The following is a 15600-nucleotide window of genomic DNA, read 5'->3' as shown; positions in this document are numbered from 1 at the left end:
CATCTAGAATAGCTGTATTTCATACAGTATAATGGTTTTGTTACAAAAAAGACTTTTCCTTACTAATTTGTAAGGTTTCTTCCCCAGACAAGTCTCTTGTAATTTTAAAATAAATCTCCATAATAAAGGGAGGTATGCTGGATTCCGCCAGCGGCACCTGGAGTTGGTTGTATATGCTGAGATAATAAAGTTTGTACAAGACTTCCTTTCGTGGCGAGAGAGATTCTTTTCAACTCCAACATCTGGCGGAACATATGCTAAAGGACTTTATATTATGGCTGATTTCAAAAAATTACGTTCGGCGTCTGTTTCTCGTGCCGATGCATCAATAGATCAAGGATTGCGCAGCTATATGCTGGGCGTCTATAATACAATGGCCATTGGTTTGCTTATTACAGCTGCTGCCGCTTACGCAGTTGCATCATTAGCAACGACAACAGATATGAGCCAAGCAGCCGCTCAAATCAATAGCAGTGTTTACTTAACCCCGTTTGGAGTAACATTTTATACCTCGCCATTCTCTTATATTATTATGTTTGCACCACTTGTGGCGGTATTATTCCTCAGTTTTAAAATCAACACATTGAGTACAAGTGCAGCTCGTAGTCTCTTTTTTGGTTATGCTGCTCTCGTTGGACTTTCACTGTCCTCGATCGTTTTGCGCTATACAACAGAAAGTATTGTGCAAACGTTTGTCATTACCGCTGCTGCTTTTGGTTCTCTTTCACTTTATGGTTACACAACAAAGCGTGATCTCACGGCGATTGGTTCATTCCTTTTTATGGGTCTGATTGGTTTGTTGTTGTCTATGATTGTGAATATCTTTCTTGGATCAAGTGCCTTGCAATTTGCTATCTCCGTGATTGGTGTGTTGATTTTTGCTGGTTTAACAGCTTACGACACACAAAACATTAAATTGATGTATTACGAAGGAGATGAAAGTGACACGAAAGGTCGTAAGATTATTATGGGTGCACTAAATCTTTATCTTGATTTCATTAATATGTTTGTTTTCTTGCTGCAATTTCTCGGCTCAAACCGTGATTGATTGCGAAAGTCAAAGTTATAGTTCAATTAAAGAACCTTGTTTCTTTTGAGAGACAAGGTTTTTTTGTTTTTAGCACAAATGCTTACCTTTTACCTTCTCGCACAACCCACTTCACAAAATGATAAAGATACTTTACAAGCAAAAATTTTCTCAGTTTACCTCATTTATCCAGCAAAAGCTTCGTAGTTCCCTTTTACATGCTATTCGCAGCCATTCTCGTCATCGATCAGAGATAATCAATCAAAACAATAACTATGATCTTACTGTTGCTTCCTATAATGTTCACAAATGCGTAGGTGTTGATAAAATTTTTAATCCTACGCGTATTGTACGTGTTATTTCTGAACTGAGTGTTGATATTCTTGCTCTTCAAGAAGCAGACAAACGTTTTGGTGAACGAATTGGCTTGATTGATCTTCAATTGTTAAAAGCCGAAACAGGTCTAATCCCTGTACCCCTGAATACCATGTCACCTCAAGGGCATGGCTGGCATGGTAACGCTCTTTTTTTGCGAAAAGGGCATGTACGAGATATCTTACAACTCACTCTTCCTGGTATTGAACCACGTGGTGCTGTAATTGTAGAGTTTGAAATGGAAGTAGGACTTATTCGTATTATTGCCGCTCATTTTGGCTTATTGCGCCATTCTCGTAATCAACAAACAAAAACGCTCTTTACACTTCTTCAAAAACGCCCCCTTATGCCTACACTCCTCGTTGGAGATTTTAATGAATGGCGGATGGGTAAAGGCTCTTCTTTAAATCATTTTTCTCCCTATTTCGATAGCACACTTGGAACTGTACCAAGCTTTCCTTCTCGTTTTCCTTTTTTGGCTCTTGATAGAATTCTTGCTTTTCCCCATCAATTGGTGACAAATATTGAAAATCATTATTCACCACTTGCACGTATTGCTTCAGATCATTTGCCTATCAAAGCTTATCTTGACCTTGCTAATGCAATGACCATTATTAAGAACAAAATAAGTGAAAAAGGCTAATGTGCTTCATCCCAATTTTGAGCAACCATTACTTTCACTTCAAGTGGTACAGATAAAGAAAGAGCCGGCATTGTAGCATTTTCCATAACCTTTTTAACGACAGCCATGGTTTTTTCACTTTCATTTTCTGGTACTTCAAAAATGAGTTCATCATGCACTTGTAGCAACATCTTTGCCGATAGTTTTTCTTTTTCCAAAGCACCTTCCATTTGAATCATGGCACGACGAATAATATCCGCCGCTGAACCTTGAATCGGTGCATTAATAGCAGCACGTTCATTAAAAGAACGAATTTGTAGATTAGCCGCTTTTATTTCCGGATAATGGACACGGCGTCCAAAAATGGTCTCTACATAACCATTTTGGCGTACAAATGTTTTAGTCTTCTCCATATAATCTTTAATTCCCGGAAATCTTTCAAAATAAAGTTGAATATAACGCCCAGCCTCCTGTCGCGACAGACCCAATTGATTCGCTAATCCAAAAGCTGAAATGCCATAAATAATGCCAAAATTAATCGCTTTCGCACGTCGTCGTATATCTGAGGACATTCCTTCTATCGAAACCCCAAACATTTGCGATGCCGTTATAGCGTGAATATCCTGACCTTGGGCAAAAGCTTCCTTTAGCGCCGTAATGTCGGCAATATGTGCAAGAATGCGCAATTCAATCTGGCTATAATCAGCCGATAGTAGTACATGTCCTTTTGGAGCAATGAAAGCCGTGCGTATTTTACGTCCTTCAGCAGTCCGCACTGGAATATTTTGTAAGTTAGGTTCTGATGATGATAACCGTCCCGTTGTTGTTATTGCTAAAGAATAATTGGTATGAACACGCCCTGTTTTTGGAAAAATATAAGAAGGTAGAGCATCTGCATAGGTAGATTTTAGTTTTGCAAGTTGACGCCAATCAATAATTTTACGAGGTAAAATATGACCATCAGCAGCTAACTCCTCTAAGGTCTGTGCAGAAGTTGACCACTGTCCACCTTTCGTTTTAGCACCTCCAGGCAACCCCATTTTGCCAAAAAGTATATCACCCAATTGCTTTGGTGAGGCAAGATTAAATTTCTCCTCAGCAAGCTGATAAATTTCCTCTTCTAAAATAAAAGCAGCCTGCGCTAATTCTCCTGAAAGACGCAATAAAATCTGTCTATCAACGAGAATTCCACGTTCTTCCATTCTTGCAAGAACTTCTATCAGTGGTCGATCAAGACGTTCATAAATTTTTGTCATCCCTTGCGCCACGAGTTGTGGTTTTAAAACTTGCCATAAACGGAGCGTTACATCAGCATCCTCCGCCGCATAAAGGGTCGCCTGTTTTAAATCCACTTGCGCAAAAGAAGTAATCTTTTTTCCGTTATATGTTAGATCTTTGTAAGCTATAGGTTTATGTCCAAGCCAACGCTTAGATAAATCGTCCATATTATGTGTTAGAGTTCCTGTATCTAAAACATATGATAAAAGCATGGTGTCATCAAAAGAACGCATCACAACGCCGTATTGCTTCATGACTAACCAATCATACTTTATATTCTGACCAATTTTTAACACCGATTGATCTTCTAATATCGGCTTTAAAAGTGCCAAAGCCTTTTGTACTTCAATCTGCTCAACAATACGCCCACCGCCTAAAAGATCATCTCCCCCTTCAACGTGTTCAAGGGGCACATAGGCAGCTTCTCCCGGCTGTAATGCTAATGAAAAACCAACCAGCTTCGCTTGTAGTGGATCAAGTGAAGTCGTTTCAGTATCAAAAGAAAAGAAGCCTTGTTCTTGTATTTTTGATAACCATTCTTTCAAAATTTCTTCATTAAGAATAGTTGTATAGGCATCTCTTGTAATTTTTTGGGTAAGAGCTTGATCTTTACGTTTTTGTGCTAAACATTGTGGAGAATTCTCAGAGAAATCATGAAAAGATGCTCTCTCAATTTTTTTGACATCAGAATCACGCTCGTGGGCGGGTTTTTCCCACTCAACGTTTATATCGAGTGTATCAATAACTGCTGCGTCACATTCCATTGTTGCTGCTACACGACGTGTTAATGTCGTAAATTCCATCGCTTTAAGAAAGGCGATTAAGCGTGGACCATCTTGTGATTCTAAAACAAAATCATCTAAATCATTATCTACAGGTACATCTGTTTTAAGCCGAACGAGTTCACGAGAAATTTTTGCTTGTTCACTATAAATTTGAATATTTTCACGCCGTTTTGTTTGTTTAACTTCTGTTACTCGTTGCAATAAAAGATCGAGAGAACCAAATTGATCCAGCAATTGGGCTGCAATTTTGGGGCCAATACCCGGAATGCCTGGAACATTATCTGTCTGATCTCCAATCAAAGCTTGCAAATCAACCATTTTTTCAGGAACAACACCCCATTTCTCTATAACCTCAGAAATACCGATATGCTTATCTTTCATTCCATCATATAAAAATACATGTGTATTTACTAATTGCATCAGATCTTTATCAGAAGAGATAATCGTTGTTTTTGCTCCAATCTTTGTTGCCTGTGTTGCATAAGTAGCAATTAAATCATCTGCTTCAAATCCTTCCTTTTCGATACAAGGCAAATTAAAAGCCCTTGTTGCTTGGCGTATTAGAGCAAATTGAGGAATAAGATCTTCAGGAGGTGCCTCCCGATTAGCTTTATATTGTGGATAAATTTTTTTTCGAAATGTATCGGATGAATAGTCAAAAATAACAGCAAAATGCGTTGGAACAACACCGGTAGCTGTATTGCGTGCATCACAGAGCAATTTCCACAGCATATTACAAAAGCCAGCTACGGCTCCCACAGGAAGTCCATCCTTTTTGCGCTTTAAAGGTGGCAAAGCGTAGTAAGCGCGAAAAATATAGCCCGACCCATCAACCAAAAAAAGATGATCTGTTGCTTTCATGACAATTTTATTTCTCCATTAAAAAAACAATTCACTTTTTTATATATTTTTTTCATTCTTATTTTTAAAATTTATCGACCTGCCTCTAAAAAGCCATTTTCTTTTTTCATAAAGCATGAAGTCGTTGCACTTTATATTTGGTACCTAGAGCTTTTCTTTGCTGTTACAGGATATAATAGCTTTCATTTTGCTCCTCCTATGATAGCTGAGGTACTATGTAGCGACAGGGTCGTTGTGGTGTTCCCCTCCCCACAACGACCGTATTTTTTCGAGGAACACATTTCTAAAGGCTTTGTTTTTCCTAGGTTTTCAAATAACTTTTTCAGGGAAAAGGTGGTTGAACTATTCAGAAACTTCAAAGTCATTCCACAGAGCTTTTTTACCCATTTTGTTGATAAAGTCAGCATGCATACTTCTTTCTTGTGCACTTAGTCTTGAAGGTAAAGGCTGTGGGCGTAGTTTCACTACGTAGAGAGCATCTTTGTTATTTTGAGTATCCTCATCAATACTCCCCCTGTTATCAAAACCCAATATGCCCTGCTTTCCACCAATGAGTTCAATATAAACATCTGCAAGAATCTCCGCATCAAGCAAAGCACCATGAAGAACACGATGGCTATTATCAATTCCAAAGCGTTTGCACAAAACATCAAGAGAATTAGGACCCATGGGAAATTTACGCCGCGCCATAGCCAATGTATCAAGAATATTATCAACACTGATAAGTGGTTTATTTGCTCGTTCTAATTCTGCATTAAGAAAACCAATATCAAAACTCGCATTATGTGCAATCATTGTTGCGTCATTAATAAATTCCAAAAACTCATCAGCAATATCACTAAAACTTTTTTCATTCTTTAAGCGTTCATTGGTTAATCCATGAATTGCTACAACTTCATCAGGAATAATAACGCCTTGCGGATTCAAATAAACATGGAATCGGCGCCCTGTAAGATAATGATCAACCATCTCTACACAACCGATTTCGATTATGCGATCTTTCTCTTTATCTAAACCTGTTGTTTCCGTATCAAAAATAATTTCACGCATTATTTTACTTCTTTAGCAAACTTTTTATCAGGCAAAAAACTTGTTGACGTGTATTCTCTAAATCTTTTCCTGTATCAATAATAAAATCAGCATGTTCTCGCTTTTTTTCATCAGACATTTGCTTAGTGTTGATAAAGGTAAATTTTTTTTCATTCATATTTGGACGAATCATTGCACGCCTTTTTTGTATTTCTGGTGGAGCAGACACAACAACTACACTGTCTACACGTTTTTCACTGTTTGTTTCAAAAAGAAGTGGAATATCAAGAACAACTAATTTTTCTCCCTTTTGGCGTGCTATATTAATAAACTCTTTTTCTTTTTTTTTGACTAAAGGGTGGATTATTTTTTCTAATGTTTGTAATTTTTTATCATTGTTCATCAAAATTTCAGAAAGCTTTAGGCGATTAACTTTACCATTTTCAATAATACTAGGGAATGTACGTGCTATAAGTGATAAAGTTGGTTCACTCTCATAAAGTTGATGTACCGCTTCATCAGCATTAAAAACAGAAATACCAGCTTGCTTGAAAAAATCAGCAACTGTTGATTTTCCCATAGCAATTGATCCAGTAAGCCCTATAATTTTCATTCCTTTTTTTCACCCATATCCTCTAAAATTGCTGCTCGTAACGCCTTTGTAACCTGTGGTCTTATTCCAAACCATCGTTCAAAACCAGGAACAGCTTGATGTAAAAGCATACCAAGTCCATCTACTATCCTTAAACCATGCGCTTTTGCTTGTTGTAAAAAAGGTGTTATCAATGGTGTGTAAACGATATCTGTTACCAACGTTGTTGTTTTTGTTTTATGAAAATCGCAAAAAAAGGAATTACTTTCATTTTCGTGTGGATTTGTCATTCCCACAGAAGTCGTATTGACAATTAAATCAGCTTGGTAAAGTATTTCGCTAGAACAGTACCAATCGTGGACTTTAATAGGTTTTCCAAAATGTTCAGCTAAATCATTTGCCCGTTTTTTTGTACGATTCAGCAAGAAGATACGTTCAAATCCACGCTCCTTTAAGGCATATAAGATTGCACGTGCAGCGCCACCAGCACCAAAAACAAGGGCTGTCTCTCCAACCCAATTAGGAATAAAATCATCAAGATTAGCACTGAAACCATAAGCATCAGTATTTGTGGCACAAAGTTTATCTCTTTCATACCATAGTGTATTAGCAGCACCAATCATTGTTGCTACATTATCTTTATGATTAGCTAAACGAAAAGCTTCCTGTTTATGTGGCAGAGTAACATTGCCCCCACAAAAACCTCTTTTTTGTATAGATGCAAGAAAATCACTAAATTTCTCAGAGGTTACTTCTTGTGCTAAATATTCGCCTTGTAAATTATATTGTTTAAGCCAAAAATTGTGAATTTTTGGCGACTTTGAATGATAAATAGGAGTACCTACAACAAAAGCGCGTGGAGAAATTATTTTTTCATGTTTTATTGTAAAATTAACCATCAATAATTCCCAAATGACGTAGTTTTGCTAATAAAGGTAACAAAGGTAAACCAACGATAGTGAAAAAATCTCCTTCAATTTTTTCAAAAAGATGGATTCCTTCTCCTTCAATTTGATAAACTCCGACGCTGTTTAAAACATCTGTTCCCACACGGGCTAAATAACGTTCAATAAATTCTGATGAGAGAGGACGTACCGACATATATGTACTAAAAGCTTCTACCCAAATTTCTTGGCCATTCTGAAATAAAGCTACTGCACTATGAAGAGAATGGGTTTTTCCTGATAAATCACATAAACGTTGATACGCTTCCTTTCTACTTGTGACTTTGTGAAAAACTTGTCCTTTCAACTCAAGTACTTGATCACAACCAATGACCAAAGCACGAGGAAAGCGATCAGAAACATTTTTTGCCTTTGCACTTGCAAGAAAGCAACTGAGTTCTTTAGGAGTCTTTGTTTCTCCTGTCTTTTCTACTTCTCTTTCATCAAAAGAAACTCCTTCAATGAAAAAATCTAAACCTGCTTTTTTCAATAATTGCGCACGATAAGAACTAAGGGATGCTAAGATTAACATGTCTGTTACCATAAAAGTTTTTTTATTTTCCTTCACGAAATCGCGATAAAAGTTCAAATATAGCTGCAGCTGTTTCTTCAATAGAACGTCTTGTAACATCAATAATAGGCCAACCAAAACGTTCGCAAATGCGTTTTGCATAAGTCAATTCTTCAGCTATACTGATACGGTTTGTATAACTTTCAATGGCAAAACTATCTCCTAAATCTCGATTTTGACGAATGTGTGATATTCTTTCAGCTGAAGCTATTAAACCAATGATCAAAGCATTTTTTGCTTCCAAAAGGGCTTCTGGTAAATCAATATTCGGAATAAGAGGAACGTTAGCTGTTTTAATTCCACGATTTGCTAAATAGATACTCGTAGGAGTTTTAGAAGTTCTTGAGATTCCTACAAGTATCACGTCCGCATCCGATAAATCATTGGAAGACTGTCCATCATCATGCTCTATTGTAAAATCCAGTGCCTCAATACGGCGAAAGTAATCTGCATTAAGATCATGCTGTGCACTTGCACGTAAATTTGTCGGCATTCCAAGATATGTCTGAAAAGCATCTAGAACAGGATGCAATATGTCAATATAGGGAACTTTTATTTTTTCACATTTTTTCCTAAGAAGGAGTTTAATTTTTTTATCAATGATTGTGTAAAGAACAATACCCGGCTCTTGTTGTATTTCATTAAGAGCTCTTTCCAACTGTGTTTCATTACGAATCATTGGATAAATATGCTCTGTTGCTTGGCTCATTGTATATTGTGATGCAACAGCTCTACCAACAGAGATTAATGTCTCTCCTGTTGCATCAGAAAGCATATGCAAATGAAAGGATTTTTTTTCTTTTGTCACAAAAATTTTAACTCCTTGTTAACAAATGTGCATATATCCTAGGGACTTTTTATAAAGCTAAAATTTAGAAAAAAAATTCATTATTATGCACAAATTAAACAGTTGTGATAATTTTTATCCCCTTATGAGAGAAAAATGGGGATAATGCTTTTAAAATAATGTTTTACTTCTTTTTTTCCATCTTACTTTGTGGATAAAATTGAGTATAACTAACTAATAAATAGTATTCCACGTTAAACACAGGTTTAAATAATAAGAATAATTCCTTTTTAAAATTTATTAATATAAAAAATATGGGATAATTAAAAATAATTTTAATTATTTATTTATTTATGATATAGGTTAGATCCATCAACTTTTTTAGAATATTATAAGATAACTTTACTGACTTATAAATAATTTATTTTATATAATTTTCTTTAAATACTATTAAAATAGTTTATGAAACGACACATTTTTGAGTGTTTTAATTTATATAAGCGTTTTTTATTACAGAATAACTTATTTTATATGAATTGTATTCATATAAATGGTTCTTGCATATTTAAAAATTGAGTGTATAATGGTCTTTTCTTATAAGAATGTTCCGTTCTCTATTTTCCGTAAATTAATTCAAGGATAATTTCCCGTTACTCTAAAGAGCATATTTCATGCAAGAAATGAAACTACAAGAACTTAAAAGTAAAAATCCCGTTGAACTTGTCTCTTTTGCTGAAACATTAGAAGTTGAAAATGCTTCTTTAATGCGTAAACAAGAATTAATGTTTGCTATCTTGAAAAAACTTGCTTTACAAGATGTGGAAATTATTGGTGAGGGAGTTGTTGAAGTTTTACAAGACGGATTTGGATTTTTGCGATCTGCTGATGCTAATTATCTTCCAGGTCCTGATGATATTTACCTTTCTCCAGCGCAAATTCAATCTTTCTCTTTAAAAACAGGGGATACCGTTGAAGGTCCTATAAGAAGTCCAAAAGAAGGAGAACGTTATTTTGCTCTTCTTAAGATTAATACAATAAATTTTGAAGATCCTGAAAAAATTCGCTATAAAATTCATTTTGATAATCTTACTCCCCTTTATTCTAATGAACGTTTTCAAATGGAAATACAAGATCCTACAGAGAAGGATATGTCATCACGGGTGATTGACTTAATATCGCCTTTAGGAAAAGGGCAAAGAGGATTAATTGTAGCACCTCCTCGAACAGGAAAAACAGTTTTACTTCAAAATATTGCTCATTCTATTACGACTAATCATCCTGAATGTTATCTTATCGTTCTTTTGATAGATGAACGACCAGAAGAAGTTACAGATATGCAGCGTTCTGTACAAGGGGAGGTCGTTTCTTCTACTTTTGATGAACCGGCAATTCGTCATGTACAAGTAGCTGAGATGGTTATTGAAAAAGCAAAACGTCTCGTTGAATATGGGCGTGATGTTGTTATTCTTCTTGATTCTATTACACGTCTTGGGCGTGCATATAATACGGTTGTTCCTTCATCAGGTAAGGTTTTGACAGGTGGTGTAGATGCAAATGCGCTACAGCGTCCAAAACGTTTTTTTGGTGCAGCACGTAACATTGAGGAAGGTGGATCTTTAACCATTATTGCAACGGCTTTGATTGATACTGGTAGTCGTATGGATGAGGTTATTTTTGAAGAATTTAAAGGTACAGGTAATTCGGAAATCGTTCTTGATCGTAAAGTTGCTGATAAGCGTATCTTCCCAGCTATGGATATATTAAAGTCAGGAACACGTAAAGAAGAACTTTTAGTAGCACGGCAAGACTTACACAAAATTTTTGTACTACGTCGTATTTTGGCGCCTATGAATGTAACAGATGCAATTGAGTTCTTGATTGATAAATTAAAACAGACAAAAAACAATAGTGAATTTTTTGATTCAATGAATACGTAGAAGTATTGGATTTTTTGATTGGGATACATCCTGTGGATACAATCTTTGCTGTTTCGAGTGGATTGTTGCCTTCAGGGGTTGCGGTCATTCGGCTTTCTGGTCCCCATGTTGTAGATGTAGTTAAAACGCTTTGTGGTTGCTTACCAAAAGCGCGATTCATGCATTATGGAAATCTTATTGCTCGTGATGGTAGTTTTTTAGATTCTGCTTTAACTGTTTTTTTTCCTGCTCCTCACAGCTTTACGGGGGAGGACTGTGCAGAGTTTCATTTACATGGAGGAAAAGCAGTTGTTAATCGTTTTCTCGATGAGTTATCCACATTTACTGGATGTCGTATTGCAGAGGCAGGTGAATTTTCACGTCGTGCATTTATAGAGGGAAAATTAGATCTTGTACAAGCAGAAGGTCTTGTTGATTTAATAGAGGCAGAAACGGAAAGTCAGCGACGTTTAGCAGTTATGGGTACAAGTGGACGTTTAACTACACTTTATAGTGATTGGCGTCATAAGCTTATAAAAGCACGTGCTTTTATAGAAGCGGATCTTGATTTTTCTGATGAAGATGATGTTCCAAATTCAATATCTGATAAAGTTTGGAAAGATATGAAAAAACTCTGTACTTCTCTTCTCAAACATATTGATGAAGGGGAACGTGCTAGTATTTTACGTGATGGATTAAAAATTGTCATTGCTGGTGCTCCAAATTCTGGAAAATCAAGTATTATGAATCGTTTGGCTGGAAGATCTGTTGCTATTGTGACAGAAGAAGAAGGAACAACTCGTGATGCTTTGGAAATAAGACTTGTTTTTGGTGGTTTACCGGTCCTTGTGACGGATACTGCTGGTTTTAGGAAAACAGAAAACAAAATTGAGCAATTAGGAATAGAAATTGCAAAGCAGCATGTTAAGGATGCTGATTTAGTTATTTTAGTTTATGATATGCTAAATCCAAAGGAGATTGAATTACCAAAAACATCGGCTGAAATATGGCGTGTTGGTAATAAGCTTGATCTTTATGAAAAAAATGAAAACCATTGGTTTATACAGTTTTCTGCAATAACTGGTTTAAATTTTGATTTTTTTATTAAAGAACTTGAGTTATTTTGTTCACGTCGTGCTTCCGAAATTGGAAATCTTGTTCCAGCACGTAAAAGGCAACTTCAGTTATTAAAAGAGGCTGTTAAAGAAATAGAATTTTCCATAAATAATCATACTCTTGATTTAAGTTTACGTGCAGAACATCTTCGCCGTGCAAGTGATTTTCTTGGAAAAATTACGGGAGATATAGATGTTGAAGATTTGCTTGATATTATTTTTTCAGAGTTTTGCGTTGGTAAATAATGATTCACGTGAAACATTGATTATTTCATAGACAGATTTAAAAGATAGTGTATTTTACATCTTGTTTCACGTGAAACTTGAGAATAGGTTCTTTATGGAATGAAATAAATGCAATTATATGATGTTGTTGTTGTTGGAGGTGGTCATGCAGGCTGTGAAGCTGCTTCAGCTTCGGCACGTGTTGGAGCACGGACCGCACTCGTTACACATAAAATATCAGCAATAGGAACAATGTCTTGTAATCCTGCTATCGGTGGGCTTGGAAAAGGACATCTGGTTCGTGAAATAGATGCTTTGGATGGTCTCATGGGGAGAGCAGCAGATGCTGCTGGGATTCAATTTAGACTACTTAATCGACGCAAAGGACCAGCAGTAAGAGGACTGCGTACACAAGCTGATAGACAATTATATAAGGAAGCAATTCAAAAAATTTTACAAGAACAAGATAATCTCATTCTACTTGAAGATGAAGTAGTAGATCTGATAGTGAAAGATAATTATGTTTCAGGTGTTATTTTAAAAAAACAGGGAACACTTTTTTCTGGTGCTGTTGTTTTAACAACAGGGACATTTTTAAACGGACTTATTCATATTGGTGATAAGAGGTGGACTGCTGGACGGATGGGAGAACAGTCAAGTGTAAAACTTGCTGAACGCTTAAAAAAATATAATATAAATCTTGGAAGATTAAAAACAGGAACTCCAGCTCGTCTTAGTAAAAAAACAATTTGTTGGGAGTGTCTTCCCAAACAACAAGCTGATGAATATCCAGTTCCCTTTTCTCTCTTAACAGAAAAAATTGAACAGCCACAAATTGAATGTGCAATAACACGTACGAATGTGCAAACACATCAAATTATTCGTAAAAATATTCATCGGTCTGCTTTATATTCTGGAAATATTGAGGGATTAGGACCACGTTATTGTCCTTCAGTTGAAGATAAAATTATTAAATTTGGGGAACGTGATGGACATCAGATATTTCTAGAACCAGAAGGATTAAATGATGATACTATTTATCCAAATGGTCTTTCTACTTCTCTTCCTGAAGATGTCCAAATTTCTTTATTGAAAACAATTGAAGGGTTAGAAAATGTTAAAGTTTTACAACCTGGTTATGCTATTGAATATGACTTTGTTAATCCACAACAACTGACTAAAACTTTAGAATTGCGTTCTTTACCAGGATTGTTTTTAGCTGGACAAATTAATGGTACAACAGGATATGAGGAAGCAGCAGCACAAGGACTTTTAGCTGGATTAAATGCTGCACGGAAAGTTTCTGGATTAGATGAAATTCTTATAAGTCGTTCTACGGCCTATATTGGTGTTATGATAGATGATTTAATTTCACGTGGGGTTTGTGAGCCTTATCGAATGTTTACATCACGTGCTGAATTTCGTTTGTCTTTGCGGTCTGATAACGCTGATGCGCGTTTAACACCTTTAGCACAACAATGGGGTATTGTGAGCCAAATACGTTGGGATTATTATCAGAAAAAACAACAACGTCTTGATCATGCACGATCAATATGCCAAGAACTTTTTTTAACGCCTAATGAAGCTTCTTCTCGTGGATTACAAGTAAATCACGATGGAATTCGGCGTTCAGCTTATGATCTGCTTGCTTATCCTCATATGACTATAGAGCGTCTTTCACATCTTTGGCCACAATTACAATCAATAGATTCTAAAACTGTTGAATCTTTAGAAATTGAAGCGCAGTATGCAGTTTATCTAGAAAAGCAAGCACAGGATATTGCTGCTCTTCAGCGAGATGAACGTTTAGAAATTCCTTCTTCTCTTGATATTCAGGCAATTTCAGGTCTTTCAAATGAGTTAAAAACAAAAATTAGAGAAATATCACCACGTTCAATTGCAGATGCTCAAAAAATTGATGGTATGACACCCGCGGCATTATCTCTTATTATTACGTATATTCAACGCCAACGACGTGAAAAGGCTCAATTGGTTTAATGGATATTTCTACAGAACAAAAATATCAAGCACTCTTAAATATTATTCCTTCTGTTTCACGTGAAACTATGGAGAATTTAATACGATTTGAAACTTTGATAATTCAATGGAACAAACATATTAATTTAATCTCTTCTACAACAATACCAGTTCTCTGGACACGCCATATTTTAGATTCAGCTCAAATATATCCTTTACACAGCAATTTCCTGCACTGGTGTGATCTTGGATCAGGCGGCGGATTTCCTGCAATTGTTATTGCTATTTTTCTGAAAGAAAAAAAAGCAGGACATATTGATCTCATTGAAAGTAATGGTAAAAAAGTAGCTTTTTTACGAATGGTTATTGCTCAACTTAATCTTCCAGCAAAAGTTTACCATTGTAGAATTGAGGATGTGTACAAAAAAATAGAGACACCAGAAGTTATAACAGCGCGAGGATTGGCTTCTCTTGATACTCTTTTACAACTTATTTTTCCTTTATTAACACAAAAAACAATAGCTCTTTTGCAAAAAGGTCGGGATTACGCTACAGAAATAAAAAATGCCTCTGCCAATTGGCAGTTTGATCTGCTAAAACATAAGAGTAAAATTGATGAAAGTTCTATTATTTTAGAAATTTCTCATGTTAGATCATGTAGAGGGTAAAGCAAAATGAGCGAAACGCGGATTATCGCTATTGCAAACCAAAAGGGTGGGGTCGGAAAAACAACCACAGCAATTAATCTTGCAACAGCTTTAGCAGCCATTGGGGAAAATGTTCTTATTATGGATGTTGATCCACAAGGTAATGCTAGTACAGGATTGGGAATTGATCGTAATAGCCGCCCTTTATCCTCTTATGATGTTTTGGTTTCAGGAATTTCAGTCACAAAAGCAGCTTTAAAAACAGCTGTACCCAATCTTCATATTGTTCCCTCTACTCTTGATCTTTTAGGCGTAGAAATGGAGATTTCTTCATCAAAAGATCGCATTCAACGTTTACGTAAAGCTCTCTATGATGATCCTAAAATGGAAAAGAAATTCAGTTATATTTTAATTGATTGTCCTCCGTCTCTTAATCTTTTAACACTCAATGCTATGGGAGCTGCAGATTCTGTTTTAGTTCCTATGCAATGTGAATTTTTAGCACTTGAAGGTTTGAGCCAACTGCTTGAAACAGTAAAACAAGTAAGATCCGCACTTAATCCATCTTTAGAAATTCAAGGTATTGTTCTAACAATGTATGATGGGCGTAATAATCTTTCAAATCAAGTTGTGGAAGATGTACGCTCTTTTATGGGAGATAAAGTCTATCGTACTGTTATTCCGCGAAATGTTCGGGTATCGGAAGCTCCCTCTTTTGGTAAGCCGGTATTGCTTTATGATCTCAAATGTGCTGGGAGCCAAGCTTATTTGCGTCTAGCATCGGAAGTGATCCAACGTGAAAAGCAAGCATGTGCTGCTGCTTAAAAATGTAAAAAATAATTTTTGTAA

13 protein-coding genes are annotated in these 15600 nt (G+C 36.0%); 7 read left to right on the top strand and 6 right to left on the bottom strand.

Annotation, left to right across the window (positions count from 1 at the left end; all coding sequences use genetic code 11):
- The first annotated feature begins 274 nt into the window (after window positions 1-274).
- Complete coding sequence (locus MCO_RS01830) at window positions 275-1048, top strand: Bax inhibitor-1/YccA family protein (RefSeq protein WP_007552243.1); 774 nt, start codon at window positions 275-277, stop codon at window positions 1046-1048.
- A gap of 118 nt (window positions 1049-1166) precedes the next feature.
- The gene (locus MCO_RS01825; protein WP_007552242.1) at window positions 1167-2045 is read left to right on the top strand and encodes an endonuclease/exonuclease/phosphatase family protein; all 879 of its coding nucleotides are present in this window, start codon (window positions 1167-1169) and stop codon (window positions 2043-2045) included.
- Here MCO_RS01825 and polA read toward each other — a convergent pair.
- The 6 genes from polA to MCO_RS01795 all read right to left on the bottom strand — a co-directional run bounded on the left by polA (window position 2042) and on the right by MCO_RS01795 (window position 8892).
- Window positions 2042-4948, bottom strand: coding sequence for a DNA polymerase I (gene polA, locus MCO_RS01820; protein ID WP_007552240.1), 2907 nt, complete (start codon window positions 4946-4948; stop codon window positions 2042-2044). The two genes, MCO_RS01825 and polA, sit on opposite strands and share 4 nt — an antisense overlap.
- A gap of 342 nt (window positions 4949-5290) precedes the next feature.
- Window positions 5291-5998, bottom strand: coding sequence for a DNA polymerase III subunit epsilon (gene dnaQ, locus MCO_RS01815; RefSeq protein WP_007552239.1), 708 nt, complete (start codon window positions 5996-5998; stop codon window positions 5291-5293).
- A 4-nt stretch (window positions 5999-6002) separates the two neighbouring features.
- Entirely contained in the window at window positions 6003-6590 is a 588-nt protein-coding gene (coaE, locus tag MCO_RS01810) for a dephospho-CoA kinase (protein WP_007552238.1), read from the bottom strand.
- Window positions 6587-7468 carry a shikimate dehydrogenase gene (locus MCO_RS01805; protein ID WP_007552237.1) on the bottom strand — a complete coding sequence of 294 codons (882 nt, stop codon included), beginning with the start codon at window positions 7466-7468 and terminating at the stop codon, window positions 6587-6589. The genes coaE and MCO_RS01805 overlap by 4 nt, the downstream gene beginning before the upstream one ends.
- Window positions 7461-8057 (bottom strand): Maf family nucleotide pyrophosphatase, encoded by a 597-nt coding sequence (locus tag MCO_RS01800; protein ID WP_007552236.1) that lies wholly within the window; start codon window positions 8055-8057, stop codon window positions 7461-7463. Before MCO_RS01800 ends, MCO_RS01805 begins: the two co-directional genes overlap by 8 nt.
- A 10-nt stretch (window positions 8058-8067) precedes the next feature.
- The gene (locus MCO_RS01795) at window positions 8068-8892 is read right to left on the bottom strand and encodes a pyruvate, water dikinase regulatory protein (RefSeq protein ID WP_007552234.1); all 825 of its coding nucleotides are present in this window, start codon (window positions 8890-8892) and stop codon (window positions 8068-8070) included.
- Window positions 8893-9542: 650 nt separating this feature from the next.
- Here MCO_RS01795 and rho point away from each other — a divergent pair.
- The 5 genes from rho (at window position 9543) to MCO_RS01770 (ending at window position 15576) form a co-directional block, all read left to right on the top strand.
- Window positions 9543-10808: a transcription termination factor Rho gene (gene rho / locus MCO_RS01790; protein WP_004856222.1), complete on the top strand. Its 1266-nt coding sequence runs from the start codon at window positions 9543-9545 to the stop codon at window positions 10806-10808.
- 32 nt (window positions 10809-10840) lie between these two features.
- Window positions 10841-12148, top strand: coding sequence for a tRNA uridine-5-carboxymethylaminomethyl(34) synthesis GTPase MnmE (gene mnmE, locus MCO_RS01785; protein ID WP_007552233.1), 1308 nt, complete (start codon window positions 10841-10843; stop codon window positions 12146-12148).
- 108 nt (window positions 12149-12256) lie between these two features.
- Entirely contained in the window at window positions 12257-14125 is a 1869-nt protein-coding gene (gene mnmG / locus MCO_RS01780; RefSeq protein ID WP_007552232.1) for a tRNA uridine-5-carboxymethylaminomethyl(34) synthesis enzyme MnmG, read from the top strand.
- Entirely contained in the window at window positions 14125-14772 is a 648-nt protein-coding gene (gene rsmG / locus MCO_RS01775) for a 16S rRNA (guanine(527)-N(7))-methyltransferase RsmG (protein WP_007552231.1), read from the top strand. The genes mnmG and rsmG overlap by 1 nt, the downstream gene beginning before the upstream one ends.
- Window positions 14773-14778: 6 nt before the next feature.
- The gene (locus MCO_RS01770; protein WP_007552230.1) at window positions 14779-15576 is read left to right on the top strand and encodes a ParA family protein; all 798 of its coding nucleotides are present in this window, start codon (window positions 14779-14781) and stop codon (window positions 15574-15576) included.
- Window positions 15577-15600: the final 24 nt, after the last annotated feature.

Source organism: Bartonella sp. DB5-6, assembly GCF_000278115.1.
Lineage (GTDB): Bacteria > Pseudomonadota > Alphaproteobacteria > Rhizobiales > Rhizobiaceae > Bartonella > Bartonella refiksaydamii.
This window is presented reverse-complemented; position numbering and strand designations above follow the sequence as displayed.

Coding starts and splice junctions, on each gene's coding strand:
- rho (WP_004856222.1), top strand. CDS start 9,543: ATGCAAGAAATGAAACTACAAGAACTTAAAAGTAAAAATCCCGTTGAA.
- MCO_RS01770 (WP_007552230.1), top strand. CDS start 14,779: ATGAGCGAAACGCGGATTATCGCTATTGCAAACCAAAAGGGTGGGGTC.
- MCO_RS01830 (WP_007552243.1), top strand. CDS start 275: ATGGCTGATTTCAAAAAATTACGTTCGGCGTCTGTTTCTCGTGCCGAT.
- MCO_RS01800 (WP_007552236.1), bottom strand. CDS start 8,057: ATGGTAACAGACATGTTAATCTTAGCATCCCTTAGTTCTTATCGTGCG.
- mnmG (WP_007552232.1), top strand. CDS start 12,257: ATGCAATTATATGATGTTGTTGTTGTTGGAGGTGGTCATGCAGGCTGT.
- MCO_RS01825 (WP_007552242.1), top strand. CDS start 1,167: ATGATAAAGATACTTTACAAGCAAAAATTTTCTCAGTTTACCTCATTT.
- MCO_RS01805 (WP_007552237.1), bottom strand. CDS start 7,468: ATGGTTAATTTTACAATAAAACATGAAAAAATAATTTCTCCACGCGCT.
- dnaQ (WP_007552239.1), bottom strand. CDS start 5,998: ATGCGTGAAATTATTTTTGATACGGAAACAACAGGTTTAGATAAAGAG.
- polA (WP_007552240.1), bottom strand. CDS start 4,948: ATGAAAGCAACAGATCATCTTTTTTTGGTTGATGGGTCGGGCTATATT.
- rsmG (WP_007552231.1), top strand. CDS start 14,125: ATGGATATTTCTACAGAACAAAAATATCAAGCACTCTTAAATATTATT.
- coaE (WP_007552238.1), bottom strand. CDS start 6,590: ATGAAAATTATAGGGCTTACTGGATCAATTGCTATGGGAAAATCAACA.